The sequence below is a fragment of the Halegenticoccus soli genome, from assembly GCF_002844195.1.
Classification (GTDB): Archaea; Halobacteriota; Halobacteria; order Halobacteriales; family Haloferacaceae; genus Halegenticoccus; species Halegenticoccus soli.
Genome location: NZ_PEND01000001.1, coordinates 703,790 through 718,839, shown reverse-complemented (window position 1 = coordinate 718,839; position 15,050 = coordinate 703,790). Strand labels below are relative to the sequence as shown.

Here is a 15,050-nt window from a genome sequence, read left to right as displayed (position 1 = left end):
TACAACGATCCCTATGAAAGGAGAAATATCACAGAGAATCGTCCGCGGCTGCACAGGGCCACCAAGAATTAACAGCCTGTGATCACCGCCAAATTCACGCTGCAGTTCCCGTTCCTCCAAGAGTCACTTACAGCAGTCCCAGACATGGAACTTCGGATCGAGCCGGGACAGTTCCCGTTCGTTGGCGAAAAGACAATTCAACTCCTTGTTTGGGCGACGGGGGACGACTTCGACCGGTTCGAAGCACAGGCACGCGAGAACCCACTAATAAAGGATATTACTACGCTGACAACGGAGGGTTCGTCTCGACTTTACAGACTTGAGTCAGAAAACGAGGAGCTGCGATCGCTCTTTCGCATCCTCTTCTATGATCACGATACCGTTCTTAAACAAGGAGTGATCACTACCGACGGCTGGCACTTCTGGCTGCGCGCGCTCGACAAAAATGCCGTCTCAACCGTTGGGGAAAAATTGCAAGAACACGGTATCCCGGCTGATTTTAGAGCGATATACACCGAGCATGGCGCTGAAGAACTTACAGCCGACATCACTGAGGGCCAGTACGATGCACTGGTCGAAGCTTATATTCGCGGCTACTTCGATATCCCACGCGAAGTGAGTCAACAAGAGCTTGCAGCCGAGCTTGGGATCTCTGGGCAGGCGGTCTCCGAGCGGATTCGGCGAGCGGTCAAAGCCATTCTCGATGATATATTCACCACCATCCACCGTCAAGGAAAAGAGTAAAACGCAGACAACCCCCGCGTAAACTGAGTATTTTTATTTTCGTTATGATTCATTTAGAGATTGTCTATAATTATTTGATTCCTTATGAGAATTCATGCAACTGAAATTCCGATGCCGTTCGACGATCTCGAGGAAACCGAATTCGAGAAGACTACGACGGCGTAGAGCAGATCGAATGCGCAGTCAATCCCTCCGGGGGTAGCCGCCGCTTCCGCCAAGTCGAGCAACTACTCCGGCGTGAGACTATAAGTGTCGATCGTGTAGGTACCGCATGGGAGCGTGCAAACGGTGTGGTGAAAAAATCGCTGGAGATCGAGCGTGTTCTTACTGCGGTAACGCCTACTGTCCGGAACATCAACTTCCCGAGAATCACGACTGCCCGGGTGTCGAACAGTGGAACAGGGAGAGTAGCCCGTTTCACAGTGATTTCGACGATCGTGAGTGATGCGACCCCGGATGCCGCCGAAGGACGCGGCCTCGTTTCTCCGTCGACCTGCGTTCCGTTTCTCGCTTTCCTCTCCGGATCAACTGGTCGCCGAACGCGCGTATCGGCCCCCGCTATCATTCGTCTGCAACTGAGCAATCGACGGCGATGTTCGACCGGCGCGTTCAGCGGTTTACGGGCCGCCGAGACCGACGGCCTGCTGACAGCGATCGTCGGAACGTAGGACTGTACCACCTCGGACCGCCGGCCGGGATGAGCGGTGCCGTGTTCGTCGTTCTTCTCGTCGTCTCGCTGATCCCGTCGAGACCGCTCTTTGAGGGGGTAGAACCCCGGTTCGAACAGACGGACCGCAGGTGATCGGTGACGAATTCCCCCGTCGGCGCACAGAAGCGCGAGGGGAGGATCGAACGCGGTGCCGCGCCCGGCGCGGATCGGTCTGCGCCCGAAACGCTTCGCGGACCCCGCCGTTCCGTGAATCGCCTACGCTCCCGCATTACCGCGGGGCGGCTGCGTCTCCGACCCCGGCCACCGGCGTGCGTTGGGAGGGATCGGCGTAAGCTGTCGGGTCTCGATGCGTTTCGCGTCCGGAGTTAAGGAGGCTGAAATGCGAGAGTGTGGTTTGTGTCCGAGCGAAGTCTCCAGTCAAACTAGGGTGTTCCGAATTGAGTGGGGTGGTAACGGAAGCCGACTATCAAACCGGACACTCAAAGGATCGATCTATCGAACCATGACAGAAAGAGAAACCCGACCGGCGGAAGAGGAGAGTCTCCTCGGACAACTGAACAGCGACGAATCCCGCCGCTCGTTCATGAAGAAGGGAGCGGTGGCGACCGGGGCGCTGGCGCTCGGTCTCGGTGCGACTGGAAGCGTCGCGGCCCAGGAGTCGGGGTCGGTGCTCGTGCAAGCCAACGACTTCATCCCGGGTGCGCGGTTCAGAGTCACGGGAAGTCTTCCGAACTCCTTGACGATCGACCTTCTGCAGGGTGGGAGGGGCCGAAACATCAACGTAGTGCAGAACCCCGGCGACTACCAGGGATGGGTCATCCGCTACACCGAGACGCCCACCGCGCTCTACGCGCTCATGTTCAACGATCCCGGCGACGTGAACGTCTCGCAGGGAGACTCCATGAGATTCGCGACCGAGGGTGCGAACTACTTCGCCGACCAGCTCAACCTGGTCGAGGCGACGGTCAATCCGACGAGCGAGTAAGCAGGTCGCGCTCGAGCTCGACCGAGACGAACATGACCCGTTTTTTCTTCACGGCTCGACTCCGACAAACCGGGCCCCTACTCGACCGAGGTGTCCGGATCGGACAGCGACGATCGGAAGGGGGGCGACGCGACGCCTCTTCCGGTGAATCGGAGCGGTCGGTTTCCGGGGAGGGGTGTTTGCCCCCGTACCCGATCCGCGTGGGTACCGAAACGGGGGGCCTCTGAGGTGGGTTCGACGAGGAGCTACACCGTCACTGTTCGCGGGGACACCGTAGTCGTGGTCATAACGTACGACGGGAAACGACAGGTCATGCGGCTGAGCCCGGACCGGGCGGAGGACCTGGGCGAATCCCTGAACCGAGCGGCGGTGACCGCCAGAAACAACCGCCGAGATCCCGGCAACGGCTCGTAGGACCCCGTCGACCGGCCGAGCCGAGCGTCCGGACGTTCGCGGATCGTCGGTCCCCCGACGGTCCGCGGAATACCCGCCGGTCAGGGTTGGGACTGGACCTCCTTCCGCCCCGTCAGCGTGTCGGGGGCGAGGCGGAACAGGCGGAACGTCAGCTCCTCCGGGGGGCGATCGAAGATGTCGACCATCGGGATCTGGACCGCCCACAGCCCCTGAACGGCGGCCGATTCGTACGGCGCGTCCGTCAGCTCGTCGAGGCGGCCGGTCGCGACGGCGCTGCGCCATCCGGCGTCCGTCCGGGCGTGCGTGACGAAGGCGACGGGGTTGTCGACGACGTCCGCTTTCCCGCTGTTCGGGGGAAACGCCAGACGGTAGTAGAGGTTCGCCGTGTCCGCGTCGTACCCGTACGACACCGGCAGCGAGAACGGCGGGGCGTCGGCGTCCGTCGAAAACGAGAGCACGCCCGTGCCGCCCTTTCCGAGGAATTCGCTCAGTTCGTTCTCGGTCATCCGTACCCACCGGAGAGCTTGCATAGTGGAGGCACGATTTGAGGGCAGAAAAGGTCTCAGTAACGAATACGGGAGTTTCGCGCAGAGCCGAACAGTTTCGGCCTGTGCGGCAGCGGCTTTCGCTTTGCGCGCAGCGCGCGCTCGACGAGCGTGTGGCGTCCGCGCGCGTACCCGCGGCCGACTCTGCCCGCCTCGCGTCTTCGGGGGGCCGGTATCCGAGAGGTGATCTATCGGCGGCGTCGAGGATTTCGCTCGAAACACCCGCCTCCGCGTACGGACCGACTCCCACGTTCGGTAAATACGACCCCGAACGTCTCCGCGAACGGCACACGGTGTCGTCTCCGCACCGCCGGGGCGAGACGCCCGACCAGCGATCAGGAGCTGTCACTGCAATGGATTCGTTCGATCTACAGCCCGACGAAGCGGTGTCGTACTGTCAGCACTGCGGCCGCGAAACGGTCCACCGGATCGAAATCGCGCTTCGAGAGACGACGACGAGGGACGAAGTCGCCCCCGAAAACGCAAAGCACGCTCGCAAACCCGTCCGGACGGCGCTCTGCGAGGCGTGCGGGGCGAAGTCGCACCAGTCGCGGTTCCATGGCGATTGAACGCCGGATCGCCGAAACGCGCTCGAACGGGCGAGCTACTCCGTCGACTCGGCTCTCGCCAGCGTCTCCGCGATGAGCGTGTCCAGCCCGCGACGCAGCCGTTCGGAGAGCGCCTGACTCGATATCTGAAACTCGTCCGTGAGCTCGTCCAGCGTGGTCCGCCGAGGGATCTCGAAGTACCCCGCTTCGTGCGCCCGCAGGAGAAGTTCGCGCTGCTTGGACGAGAGATCGTATGTCGAATTTCGGGTACCCGCGACCTCGACGTGCAGTCGCTGGAGTTCGAAGTCGACGTTCCGCTCCTCGCAGAACGAGTAGAAGCGCGAAAACGTCCGGCGATCCGGAAACGTCGCCCGGAAGTGCCACCCGTCGGACGTCGCGGTCAGCTCCCGGATGATTCCGCCTTCTTCGACGAGAAGCGGGTAGATGCTGGTTCGAAGCCCCTCGCCGATCAGGTCCATCTGGTACAGCCGGCGATCCCCGATTTCGACGGTCCGTCGCGGCGGCGTGACGGTCGGGTCGTCCGCGAGCGCCGCCTCGAACGCCTCGAAGTCGCCGCCCTCGGCCCACACGAGAATCCGAACGCGACGCTGATCGACCACGTCTGATCGCTCCCACGCGATCTCCATGTCGGGAACGCGAGCGAGCGCTTCCCGGAGGATTGGATGTTCGAGGCGGAATTCGGTGATTATCATGGTGCGGTCCCGCGACGGTCATCCGCTCTATCCGGGAGAACCGAACGTTCTTCGGCGCGGTCATCTGATTACTCCGGATCGGGCGGTATCTATCCTCTGCTTTCTCTCGCCTGCAGCGTCAGTCGACCATCGCCGTTCGCGATCAGGATCGGGCGGTCGAATAAACGTGGAGGGCGACGAGGAGTCCGAAGAAGACGCTCGCCCAGGCTTCGATGGAGAGAACGACGAAATGGCCGATTTCGAAGTGCGAGCCGAGGACGGTCGTTATCCCCCCCAGGCTCACGAGGCTAAACGCCCACGGGGGGATCGATCTCCAACCGACCGACAGATCGTCCCCGCCGCCGTCGAAGCCGTTCCGTTCCCGTTCTATGACCTCGTCCACGAGCTCGGAGATGTGAAGCTCCCCCTCGTTCTCGACGAGGGCTTGAACGATCGCCCGCGACCGTTCGTCCGTCAAAATCTCCGAGATGTCTTCCGCCCGTCCGTCGATACCCGCTTCGCTCTCCAGTTCGGATTGCGGCGAGCTCGGCATCTCAACACCCCCACCTGCCGATTCGCCCGGCGTCCGGGGTTGGAATCGATTTCGGTTGGCGTTCGACGGATTTCGAGAGATGGCTCTCTTCAGTGTACATGGCTGGCCTGCCCGGTTGTAAGCGGTCCAGCGAAACGCTGCGCTCCGATTGCCCCCAACCAGACAATCGCAGACACCTGGGTCGGCTGTCGATACCGTGCTCTCGGTGGCTGTCCCGCTCCAAGCCATTGGACCACGAGTCCGTTGTTAAACGTGTCGATTTGTGCTGTTCGTCCCTGATCTATATTTTCACCGATTCGAAAATAATCACATTTGTACGTATGAATATTATTACCTTCGGACAGTTCCCGCGGCGTCGCCGCGAAACCGGGCGACATCGACGCGATCCCGCCGCAGGGGAAGTCGCCGAGCGGCAAACGCCCGCCGGACGCGCGTGACGGCCTTCGAAGGCGCGATCGAACGTTCGACGGAAACCCCCTCGCGTCCCGCCGGCGGCCGCGGCTACTCTCCGCGGGACGTTTCCACCGTGTTCGCCAGCGTCTGCGCGATGAGCGTCCGGACGCCGCGACGGAGGCGCTCGGAGAGCGCCTGGTTCGAGACCCCGAACTCGTCCGCGAGTTCGGACAGCGTGATTTTCCGGGGAACCTCGAAATAGCCGGCTTCGAAGGCCTGCAGGAGAAGGTCGCGTTGCTTCGGGGAGAGACCGTACGCGGAGACGCCCGTCTCGTCGGCCCGGACGTAGAGCCGCCGGAGGTCGAAGTCGATGCCGCTTTCTCGACAGAACCGGTGGAGGTGGGTGAGCGCCCGGCGGTCCGGAAGCGCTACGCGCAGGCGCCACCCGTCCGACGTCGCGGTCATCTCCCGAACGAGTCCACCCTCGTCGACCATGAGGGGGTAGATGCAGGTTTGACGCCCTTCCTCGGTCAACTCCAGCACGTAGAGGCGTCGACTCACGAAGTTCATCGTCTGTCGCGGCGGCGTGACGGTCGGGTCGTCCGCGAGCGCCGCCTCGAACGCCTCGAAGTCGCCGCCCTCGGCCCACACGAGAAACTGCGTTCGATCGCCGCCGATCCGATCGGATCGCTCCCACGTCACGGTCATCCCGGGAACGTGGTCGAGCGTCCGGCGGAGAATCGGCTGATCAACGCGAAATTCGGCGAGTATCACGGTACCACCACGTCGCGGTCACGTCTCGTAGCGCCCCGACGCTCGATCACGCACCGACAGTTCTCTCCATTCCGTGCGGAGAGACGGTCGCCAACCGCATAGAGGTTCCATTATGAATTCGGACGGACACGATCCGGTGACCGACCCCCGCGTGCGGGGACGAGAGCGCGCCGAAACGAGGGTGTCTCGGCCTTCCGAGCGGCGTCGCTCCTACGGAGAATCGAGGAGAAAGCCCGCCCTGCAGGGCGGGGAGGACGTCAATCGCCGAACTCCCTTCCGAGTTCGATCGAGCCGTCCTCGCCGCACTCGCCGACCAGTTTCGCGGGGTTGCCGACGACCGTGCAGTTCGGCGGCACCGAATCGAGGACGACCGACCCCGCTCCGACGCTCGAGTTCTCGCCGACGAGGATCGGCCCCAAAAGCGTGGCGTTCGCGCCGATCGTCACGCCGTCTTTGAGGGTCGGATGCCGCTTTTCGTCCTCCAGCGTGTCCCCGCCCAGCGTGCAGCCGTGGTACAGCATCACGTCGTCGCCGATCTCCGCCGTCTCGCCGATCACGACCCCCATCCCGTGATCGATGAAAAAGCGCCTGCCGATCTCGGCGCCGGGGTGGATCTCGACGCCGGTGAGGCCGCGCGCGGCGTGGGACACGACCCTCCCCGCGAGACGGATGTCCCGCTCCCACAGGGCGTGTGCGATCCGGTGCATCCAGATCGCGTGCAGACCCGGGTAACACAGCAACACCTCGACCGCGCTCTTGGCCGCCGGATCCTTCGAGAGCGCGGTTCTGACGTCCTCTCTCCCCCGTGCGAGCAGTGATCTAATTCGGTCGAGCATCGTTCGGTCTCCTGGCGAAGGTACTCTGCGATCGCTTACCCGTACGCCCCCTCCCCTCGTAACGCTGGCGCTCTTCGGCGCGCGGGGGCGGCGTTCGATCCGCCGAAGAGAAACAGAAAACGGAGAACCGAACGACGATCAGAGCCGGTCGCGCCCCTTCTTCTTGCCGAACACCCACCACTTGAGGCGCTTCAAGAGGTGCGCCTGCATCCGGTCGCGGTCGTCCTGCCACGCCCGTCGCTCGGGGTGGCGCTTCGATCGGGCGTCCAGCCCCGCCCCCAGATCGGGCGGCACGATGTCGTCGATAGAGAGCGCCCCCGGCGACGCGTCGCTCACCGTCCGCAGCGACTTGCCGGTGGTGGCGGGGTCGGTCTCCCCGTCGAGGTACGCGGTGTGGTTCCGCTCGACCGCCTTGTACAGCTCGGTGAGGTGCGCCAGCTCGCGCCCGATCTGATCGATCTGCCGCTGGTGTTCGGCGTACTCCCGTTCGAGTCGGTCGCACTGATCTTCGAGCCGGGCGCGCTCGCTCTTGAGCTGCGCCATCCGCTCGTCCAGCTCGCCCTGGATGCCGGCGATGACGGAGTCGGTCCCGGGCCGACCGCCGCTAGCCGTGTCCGCCGCGTCCTGGTCGTCGAGGCTCTCAGGCATGGCTTGGATGGAATTACGGCGTTCGAGGCTATTCAATCCGCGTCAGACGCGCGTCAGACGCTCGCCGCGTCCGCGCGCCGTTCGGTCCGGGGGTTTCGGCAAAGGACACGGATAAGTGCGTCCGCTCCAAGCAACGGGCATGCCCGAAGAGACCGACCTAGAGGACTTAAAGCGGGGCACTGAACTGGTCAAGCGCGGGTTCGCGCAGATGCAGAAGGGCGGCGTCATCATGGACGTCGTCACCCGCGAGCAGGCGCGGATCGCCGAGGACGCCGGCGCCGTCGCGGTCATGGCGCTCGAAGCGGTCCCGGCCGACATCCGCAAGCGCGGCGGCGTCGCGCGGATGGCGGACCCGGCGCGGGTCGCCGAGATCATCGACGAGGTGTCGATTCCGGTCATGGGGAAGGCCCGGATCGGCCACCGCACCGAAGCGCAGATCCTGGAAGCGATCGGCGTCGACATGATCGACGAGTCCGAGGTGCTCACCCCGGCGGACAACGACTACCACATCGACAAGCGCGAGTTCACCGCGCCGTTCGTCTGCGGGGCCCGGAACCTCGGCGAGGCGCTGCGCCGGATCGACGAGGGCGCGGCGATGATCCGCACGAAGGGCGAGGCCGGCACCGGCGACGTGAACCAGGCGGTCACCCACCAGCGAGCGATCAAGGGCACCATCCGCGAGCTGTGGGGGAAAACGCATGAGGAGCGCGAGCGGTGGGCCCGCGAGAACGAAGCGCCCGCCGACCTGGTCCACGAGACCGCGGAGCTCGGTCGCCTGCCGGTCGTGAACTTCGCGGCGGGCGGCATCGCCACCCCCGCCGACGCCGCGCTCATGATGCACCACGGCTGCGACGGCATCTTCGTCGGCTCGGGCATCTTCGGCGCCGAGGACCCGGTCGAGATGGGGAACGCCATCGTCGAGGCGGTGAACAACTGGGACGACCCGGAGCGCCTCGCCGACATCGCCTCCGACATCGGCAAGGGGATGAAAGGGCAGTCCAACGTCGGCATGCCCGAAGAGGAGCGGCTCCAGGGACGGGGCGTCTGAGAGCGGCCCCCGCCGCCGTTCGATTTCCGGTGCGTCCGCCCCCTTCCGCACCTCCGGTCGCTCCGGCCGACGGGGTCGCCGCGGTCGCCCCTCGCTTCCCGCGACCGTCCGCGCTCGGGTGAGTCGGCGAGTCCGTCGGCGCCTCAGGACGCCGACTGGGGCGAGGTGCCGAGTTTCCTCGCGTACCGATACGCGGTGAACAGCGCGCCCCCGACGCGGCCGCGCACGCCCGTCGGACTCGCGTACACGAGGACGGGCACGCCGACGTCGCCGGCGAGATCGACCGCACGGTCGGGCGTGCTCCCGAACACCCACCGGCGGAGGAACCGGGTCCGGGAGGCTCCGACGAGCAGTATCCCGCCGAGTTCTGCCGCCGTCGAGACGAGTCCGTCGGCGACGGTGTCCGCGTTCACCCGGTGGGTCTGCACCGCGCCCGACTCGGCGAACGACCGCAGCGTCTCCTCTACGTCCTCCGGCGTGCCGCCGCGTCCGGCCGGTTCGACGGCGACGACGTGGACGTCGGTTCCCCCGGCGGCCATCTCACGCACCCACGGTAGTAGCGCTTCGTGGTGCGGCCCGCCCCCGGCGCCGATGGTGACCGGCGAGAGGTCGGTCGACTCGGCGAAGCCGTCGGCGAAGAACACGTCGCACGGCGCGTCGTACTCGACCTTCTCCGTGACGTGGGGGTGTTCCTCCGGGTAGCCCATGACGATCGCGTCCGCGCCGTCGTTGCGCGCCGTCTGGAGGACGTCGAACGCGATGTCGCGGCAGATGTGCCCTTCGACCGTGTAGTGGACGTCCAGTTCGACGTCCGCGAGGGCGTCGGTCAACGCCTCGGCGCGCTTGTTCGCGTGGTCGACGACCGACTCGCTCGGCGTCTGGTCCGGAATCCACGTGACGTTGACGACCTGTACCACCGGATCCTCGCCCCGCGCCGTCGCGAGTTCCGACGCCAGTCGGACGTACTTGGGGGCGTTGACCGGACGGGCGACAGGGACGAGCACCCGGAACCGGTCTTCGGTCGGCGCGGCGCCGCGTCTCGATTCGACGTCGCCGCCCGCGTTCAGCGGCGATCGGGGCGAGACGGCCACTTCCGACAGCGTCTCGACGTCCGGCGCGCCGCCCCACGCCACGTACGCGAGTATCAGCGCCGCTTCGAGCGCGAAACCGGTGACGATACCTTCGAGCGGCAGGTTGTAGATGAGCGCGAGGTTGGCGACGATGCCGAGCGCCGGGACGACGGGCGAGAGCGGAACCTTCACCGGGCGCTCGACGTCGGGGAACTTCCGCCGCGAGTAGACGAGCGCCAGGTTGACGACCGACAGCGGCACGAGGAGGTTCAGCGTCGCGAACCCGGTGAGCGCTGTCAGCCCCAGATTCAGCCCGAACAACCCGCCCTCCGCCGGGAAGACGGCGATGAAGGCGACGATGAGGGCAGTGATCGCGAGCGTGCAGGCGACGACGCTCCAGAACGGCGTCCCGTACTCGGGGTGGATGCGCGAGAACCGGCGCGGGGCCTGCCCCTGCCGGCCCATGAGGTTCCCGATGCCCGTGGCCGCGAGGATGCTGGCGTTCGAGGCGCTCACCATGCTGAAGATCGCGCCGGCGACGATGAGGCTCCGCCCGATCCCGCCGAGGAAGTCGGCGGCGACCCGACCCATCGCGGTTTCCCCCTGCCGGGCGATGACGCTCGCGGGCGTCGGCGCGTTTATCATCGAGACGATGACGAAGACGTACAGCACCGTCACCGTGAGGATGCTCGCGGCGATCGCCTTCGGGACCGTCTTTCGGGGTTCGATGATCTCGCCGGCGCTCGCGGCGATGGCGGAGAAGCCGAAGAACGTGATGAACGCGAGCGACGCGATCTGGAGGATGCCGACCGGATCGAGCACGAACCGACTCGTGAACGTCCCCGCCGTCGCCGACACGGGTTTGAACGCGAAGGCGCCGCCGACGAACGCGAGCAGGACGGCGACCTTCGCGCCGGTGACGACGACCTGGAACGTCCCGCTCTCTTCGGTCCCCCTCGCGTTGAGAACGCCGAGCAGGATCGCCGTCCCCACCGCGGACGTCCCGTGGGGGAGGTGGACGGCGGAGGGGAGAACGAACTCCTGCACCCACTCGGACATCGTCGCGAGGTAGAACGCGGTGGTGCCGGTGTACCCAAGAAAGAGCGAGACGCCGATACCGAAGAGGAGGTACTCGTTTTCGAACGTCCGTGACGAAAAGAGGTAGCCGCCCCCGTTCTCCGAGTAGATGGAGGCGAACTCCGAGTACGACGCCGCCGTGATGCCCGCGACCGCCGCGGCGATGACGAACGCGATGACGGCGCTACTTCCGATTTCGGCGATAGCGGTGCCGGACAGGGAGAAGATGCCGGCGGCGATCATCGTTCCGAGGCCGAGCGCGAACGCGACTCGGAACCCCAGGGATCGGGTGTGCTCTACCATCGTGTTTCACGGACTCCCCTGAGTACAATGAACGACGTGGCCGCCTCTCCCGTCGCTTTAAACGTCGTCGCGATCCTGACGCAGTGCCGGCGTTCAGAGCACCGTCGCGCCGCCGCCGATCGCCGTCTGGTAGGCCCGCGCGTCGACCCCGGCGTCCGCGAAGGCGTCGACCATGGCGCTCGCGACCGCCCGCCGATCGGCCCCGTAGCAGGCGGCGAGGACGGCCGGGCCGGCCCCGCTCACGGTGACGCCCGTCGCGCCCGCCGCCAGCGCCGCCTCCCGGACCGCCTCGTACCCCGTGATGAGCTCCGCCCGCGCGGGCGTGACGACCGTGTCGTACATCCCCTCGCCGACGAGCCGCGGGTCGTTGCGGCACATCCCGGCCGTCAGCGTGGCCGCGCAGCCGACCGTGCGGACGAGATCGCCGATGTCGGTCTCGGTGGGAACGACGCGGCGGGCGTCGCGGGTCGAGACGGCGATCTCGGGGAGGCAGGCGACGAGCGGGATGGACGCGTCGACGGCCGTCACCCCGGCCTCGGACGCGATGGTGAACCCGCCGAGCAGCGCCGGCGCGACGTTGTCGACGTGCGCCTCGCCGGAGACGACCGCCTCGCCCTCGCCCGCGACGGGAACCAGCTCCTGCCGTGAGAGGCCGCGGTCGTACAGTTCGTTCAGCGCGAGCGCCGCGGCGGCGGCGCTGGCCGCCGACGATCCGAGTCCCGAGGCGGGTCTGACGCCCTTGTCGATCCTGATGTGCGCGGGGGCGTCGAGCGCGTCGGCGACCGCGCCGACCGTGTTCTTGTCGGGGTCCTCGGGGATGTAGTGGCTGCCGACGCCGGTCACTTCGATCGTGGTCCTGTCGGCCTCCTCGACGCGGACCACGTCGGCGGGACGGTCGAGGGCCACGCCGAACACGTCGAAACCGCTCCCGAGGTTCGCGCTCGTCGCGGGGGCCCTCACAGCGATCATGTCCTGCCTTTCCGGAGTCGGGGCAAAAAGGTAGCGGAGGCGGGTCGGTTCGCGCCGGTTCGCGCCGGTTCGCGTCGGTTTGGGCCGGTCAGGCGCGCGCCGTCACGTACAGCATCGGGCCGATGACGACGAGGACGATGCCGAGAAAGAGGTAGTGCAGCGGCGCGAGGCTCTGCGGCGTCAGGGTGAAGATGATCCCGAAGAGGATGGTGTTGAGCGCGAGTACCTTCTGCGACTTCAGCGGGAGCGTCGCGAGAGTCGTCAGTACGAACGCCAGCAGCAGCGCCTGCCCGACGTTGTACTCGAGCAGGAAACTGTCGATGACCTGTAGCGGGAGCATTCTTACGCCTATCTCGCCCGGAAACCTGCTTTAAAGTTCCGTTCTACCGTTCGGACGACGGCCCGGTGATGTCGAGGGGTCGGATCCAGCCGAACCAGACGGTCAGGATCATCGCGGTGTATCCCATGACGAACACGACGCTGCCGAGGGTGTCGTAGCCCGCCGCGTCCAGGGCCCACTTCGCCAGCCCCGATCCGACGACGCCGACGACCAGAACCGCCGCGAGGAGCAGGCTTCCCCGGCCCAGTCGGCGTCCGCTGTGGTTTTCGCCCATGTCGCGGAAATCGCGTTCCAGGGCCGTCAATGGCTCGATTCGACGGCCGATCCGCCGCGGTCCGTGGTGACGACGATCACACCTCCACGAACCATATATGCTCTCTCGCCCTGGGCCGACCATGGACACCCGTCCACTCCCCGACGAACACCGGACGGCTTTCAGGCGGACGGTCCGATACGCGTTCAGTCCGGAGCGCGGTCCCGACCCGGACGAGGACGAGGAGATCGAGCGTCCCGAGATCTACAGCCGCCGCGGTCTGTACGACGTCGCGCCGGAGACGCCGGACGCGGCGCTCGACGCGGACGACCTGCTCGCGGTCTGCGGCTACTACGCGTTCACCGCCCGCGTCCGCGGGGGCTGGCACCCGATGGGCGGAGTCTCGGCGGTCGCTTCGCCGCCCGAGACGCGCCGGCGGGGCCACGTCGCGCGGCTGCTCGACGATCTACTGCGCGAGTTCCGCGAGGAGGGGACGTACTTCTCCGCGCTCTGGCCATTCGAGTACGAGTTCTACCGCCGGTTCGGCTACGCGATGTCGAACGATCGCTGTGCGACGACCGTCCCGCCGGGGGAGCTGAGCGACGTCGTCGGCGAACCGCGGGGGCGCTTCCGACCGCTCGATCCGGACGACAGTTCGGCCCTCGACGCCGTCCACCGCGAGTGGGTGACCGAGGCGCTCGCGATCCGGCGAACCGAGGGATGGTGGCGACACCGCGTCTTTTCGGGGTGGCGGAAGGATCCCTACGTGTACGGCTGGGAGGACGACGGCGGCGACCTCCGCGGGTACGTCTCCTACACGGTCGACGAGGAGGACGACGAGAAGGTGATGGAGGTCCGAGAGCTCGCAGCGACGGACTACGCGGCGCGGCGGCAGCTCCTCCGGTTCTGCCGCGACCACGACTCGCAGGTCGATCGCGTCCGCATCCGCGGCCCGACGGAGACGACGCTCCTGGAGACGCTTTCGGACCCCCGCGCCGCCTCCGTCGAGGTCGAACCGGGACCGATGGTTCGGATCGTCGACGTCGAGGCCGCGCTCTCGGCGCTGTCGTATCCCGCCGGGACCGCCGGCAGGGTGACGATCGCCGTCGACGATGCCCGCTGTCCCTGGAACGACGGGGTCTTCGAGCTCGACGTCGAGGGCGGAGCGGGCGCGTGCCTGCCGAGCGACGCGGAGCCGGACGTTCGGACCGGCGTCGGCGCGCTCTCGCAGCTCGCCGTCGGCTCGCAGTCGGTCGACTCGCTGAAGCGGTACGACGAGCTGACCGTCGACGACGCGGCGGCGGCCGAATCGCTCGACGAACTGTTCCCCCGCGAATCGGCGTACCTCCGCGAGGGCTTCTGACGCGGTCCGCGTTCTCCGATCCGTGGTCGCAAGCGCGTCGCGGACGCGTTCGATCGGACGACGCCCGATCGAGCGGCGAAGGCGAGTCCCCTCTCCGGACCGTACCGCGAGTAGAAATTCGGTAGCACTATATATCGGACACTATATTTCCGGTGAAAACGCCCCGTCTCCGGGCGAGAGACCGCCCGCCGCGCTCAGAGGCGATCCATGCCGCCCCGGGAGGATCGCCCGCCCCGCGCCGCGAGCTCTCTGAGTTCGGCCACCAGCGCGTCCATGCGCCCCGCCTCGGCGGCGCCTCCCGCGAGTCGGCTCACGAGGATCGCCGGAGCTGCGACGAGCAGCACGTTGAACAGCGCGACGAACAGAAAATCCGCGGAGGCGAGCGAGATGAAAAGCCCGTTCCCGAGCAGCCAGCAGCCGGTGACGAAGAGGAACGGATTCAACACGTCGATCGCGCCCGGCTCTTTGCGCCGCTGCGACCGCCCCGACCCGTTCGAGGAGTGTCGCTGCGTCCGGTCGGTCGAACGACGCCGCGACCGATTCGATCCCCGACGCTGCTGCGATCGCTTCCGCGACCGGTTAGCGGACCGGCCGGATCGACCGCCTGATCGAAGCGCTGACCTGAGCCGGCCCGCGAGCGAGTCGAGCGTCCCTCTGTTCCGCCGCGACAGCGAGGTCCTTCTCCGTGGACGGCCTCTCGAAGGCATATCCCGTCCTTCTGGCCGAAACATTAAGAATACCCGTCAGACAATCGGCTGACGGCGACGCTGCCCGACGGAGGACCGACGGCCTGCGCCGCACGACCGGCACTCGCGGTCGCCGAGA

General features: G+C 66.4%; 16 protein-coding genes. 5 read left to right on the top strand and 11 right to left on the bottom strand.

Annotation, left to right across the window (positions count from 1 at the left end; all coding sequences use genetic code 11):
* The first annotated feature begins 78 nt into the window (after positions 1-78).
* Together CNO20_RS03710 and CNO20_RS22895 are read left to right on the top strand one after the other, a co-directional pair.
* Positions 79-744: a helix-turn-helix domain-containing protein gene (locus tag CNO20_RS03710; RefSeq protein WP_101294654.1), complete on the top strand. Its 666-nt coding sequence runs from the start codon at positions 79-81 to the stop codon at positions 742-744.
* Positions 745-1,760: 1,016 nt separating this feature from the next.
* On the top strand, positions 1,761-2,399 hold the full coding sequence (locus tag CNO20_RS22895; RefSeq protein ID WP_101294651.1) for a twin-arginine translocation signal domain-containing protein: 639 nt from the start codon (positions 1,761-1,763) through the stop codon (positions 2,397-2,399).
* 494 nt (positions 2,400-2,893) lie between these two features.
* Here the strand turns inward: CNO20_RS22895 and CNO20_RS03690 are convergent, their stop codons facing one another.
* Entirely contained in the window at positions 2,894-3,343 is a 450-nt protein-coding gene (locus CNO20_RS03690) for a pyridoxamine 5'-phosphate oxidase family protein (protein ID WP_101294650.1), read from the bottom strand.
* A 368-nt stretch (positions 3,344-3,711) separates the two neighbouring features.
* On the opposite strand from CNO20_RS03690, the gene CNO20_RS03685 reads away from it, so the two are divergent.
* The gene (locus tag CNO20_RS03685; RefSeq protein WP_101294649.1) at positions 3,712-3,927 is read left to right on the top strand and encodes a DUF7835 family putative zinc beta-ribbon protein; all 216 of its coding nucleotides are present in this window, start codon (positions 3,712-3,714) and stop codon (positions 3,925-3,927) included.
* Positions 3,928-3,962: 35 nt separating this feature from the next.
* Here the strand turns inward: CNO20_RS03685 and CNO20_RS03680 are convergent, their stop codons facing one another.
* The 5 genes from CNO20_RS03680 to CNO20_RS03660 form a co-directional block, all read right to left on the bottom strand.
* Positions 3,963-4,619 carry a helix-turn-helix domain-containing protein gene (locus tag CNO20_RS03680; protein WP_101294648.1) on the bottom strand — a complete coding sequence of 219 codons (657 nt, stop codon included), beginning with the start codon at positions 4,617-4,619 and terminating at the stop codon, positions 3,963-3,965.
* 142 nt (positions 4,620-4,761) lie between these two features.
* Positions 4,762-5,151 carry a hypothetical protein gene (locus CNO20_RS03675; protein ID WP_101294647.1) on the bottom strand — a complete coding sequence of 130 codons (390 nt, stop codon included), beginning with the start codon at positions 5,149-5,151 and terminating at the stop codon, positions 4,762-4,764.
* 501 nt (positions 5,152-5,652) lie between these two features.
* Positions 5,653-6,318 carry a helix-turn-helix domain-containing protein gene (locus tag CNO20_RS03670; RefSeq protein WP_143423140.1) on the bottom strand — a complete coding sequence of 222 codons (666 nt, stop codon included), beginning with the start codon at positions 6,316-6,318 and terminating at the stop codon, positions 5,653-5,655.
* Between the two features lie 257 nt (positions 6,319-6,575).
* Complete coding sequence (cysE, locus tag CNO20_RS03665) at positions 6,576-7,154, bottom strand: serine O-acetyltransferase (RefSeq protein ID WP_233203894.1); 579 nt, start codon at positions 7,152-7,154, stop codon at positions 6,576-6,578.
* Between the two features lie 138 nt (positions 7,155-7,292).
* Complete coding sequence (locus CNO20_RS03660; protein ID WP_101294645.1) at positions 7,293-7,802, bottom strand: hypothetical protein; 510 nt, start codon at positions 7,800-7,802, stop codon at positions 7,293-7,295.
* A 139-nt stretch (positions 7,803-7,941) separates the two neighbouring features.
* Here CNO20_RS03660 and pdxS point away from each other — a divergent pair, with 139 nt between their 5' ends.
* Complete coding sequence (gene pdxS, locus CNO20_RS03655; RefSeq protein WP_101294644.1) at positions 7,942-8,850, top strand: pyridoxal 5'-phosphate synthase lyase subunit PdxS; 909 nt, start codon at positions 7,942-7,944, stop codon at positions 8,848-8,850.
* Positions 8,851-8,993: 143 nt separating this feature from the next.
* On the opposite strand, the gene CNO20_RS03650 is transcribed toward pdxS, so the two are convergent.
* The 4 genes from CNO20_RS03650 to CNO20_RS03635 form a co-directional block, all read right to left on the bottom strand.
* Entirely contained in the window at positions 8,994-11,300 is a 2,307-nt protein-coding gene (locus tag CNO20_RS03650; protein ID WP_101294643.1) for an amino acid permease, read from the bottom strand.
* A 93-nt stretch (positions 11,301-11,393) separates the two neighbouring features.
* Positions 11,394-12,269, bottom strand: a complete 876-nt coding sequence (locus tag CNO20_RS03645) for a homoserine kinase (RefSeq protein WP_101294642.1) — start codon at positions 12,267-12,269, stop codon at positions 11,394-11,396.
* A gap of 88 nt (positions 12,270-12,357) precedes the next feature.
* Positions 12,358-12,609, bottom strand: coding sequence for a DUF8006 family protein (locus CNO20_RS03640; protein ID WP_101294641.1), 252 nt, complete (start codon positions 12,607-12,609; stop codon positions 12,358-12,360).
* 43 nt (positions 12,610-12,652) lie between these two features.
* Positions 12,653-12,883, bottom strand: a complete 231-nt coding sequence (locus CNO20_RS03635) for a DUF7996 family protein (protein ID WP_101294640.1) — start codon at positions 12,881-12,883, stop codon at positions 12,653-12,655.
* A gap of 121 nt (positions 12,884-13,004) precedes the next feature.
* Here CNO20_RS03635 and CNO20_RS03630 point away from each other — a divergent pair, with 121 nt between their 5' ends.
* The gene (locus tag CNO20_RS03630) at positions 13,005-14,225 is read left to right on the top strand and encodes a GNAT family N-acetyltransferase (protein ID WP_101294639.1); all 1,221 of its coding nucleotides are present in this window, start codon (positions 13,005-13,007) and stop codon (positions 14,223-14,225) included.
* A 194-nt stretch (positions 14,226-14,419) separates the two neighbouring features.
* Here CNO20_RS03630 and CNO20_RS03625 read toward each other — a convergent pair whose 3' ends face one another.
* Complete coding sequence (locus CNO20_RS03625; RefSeq protein WP_101294638.1) at positions 14,420-14,671, bottom strand: hypothetical protein; 252 nt, start codon at positions 14,669-14,671, stop codon at positions 14,420-14,422.
* Positions 14,672-15,050: the final 379 nt, after the last annotated feature.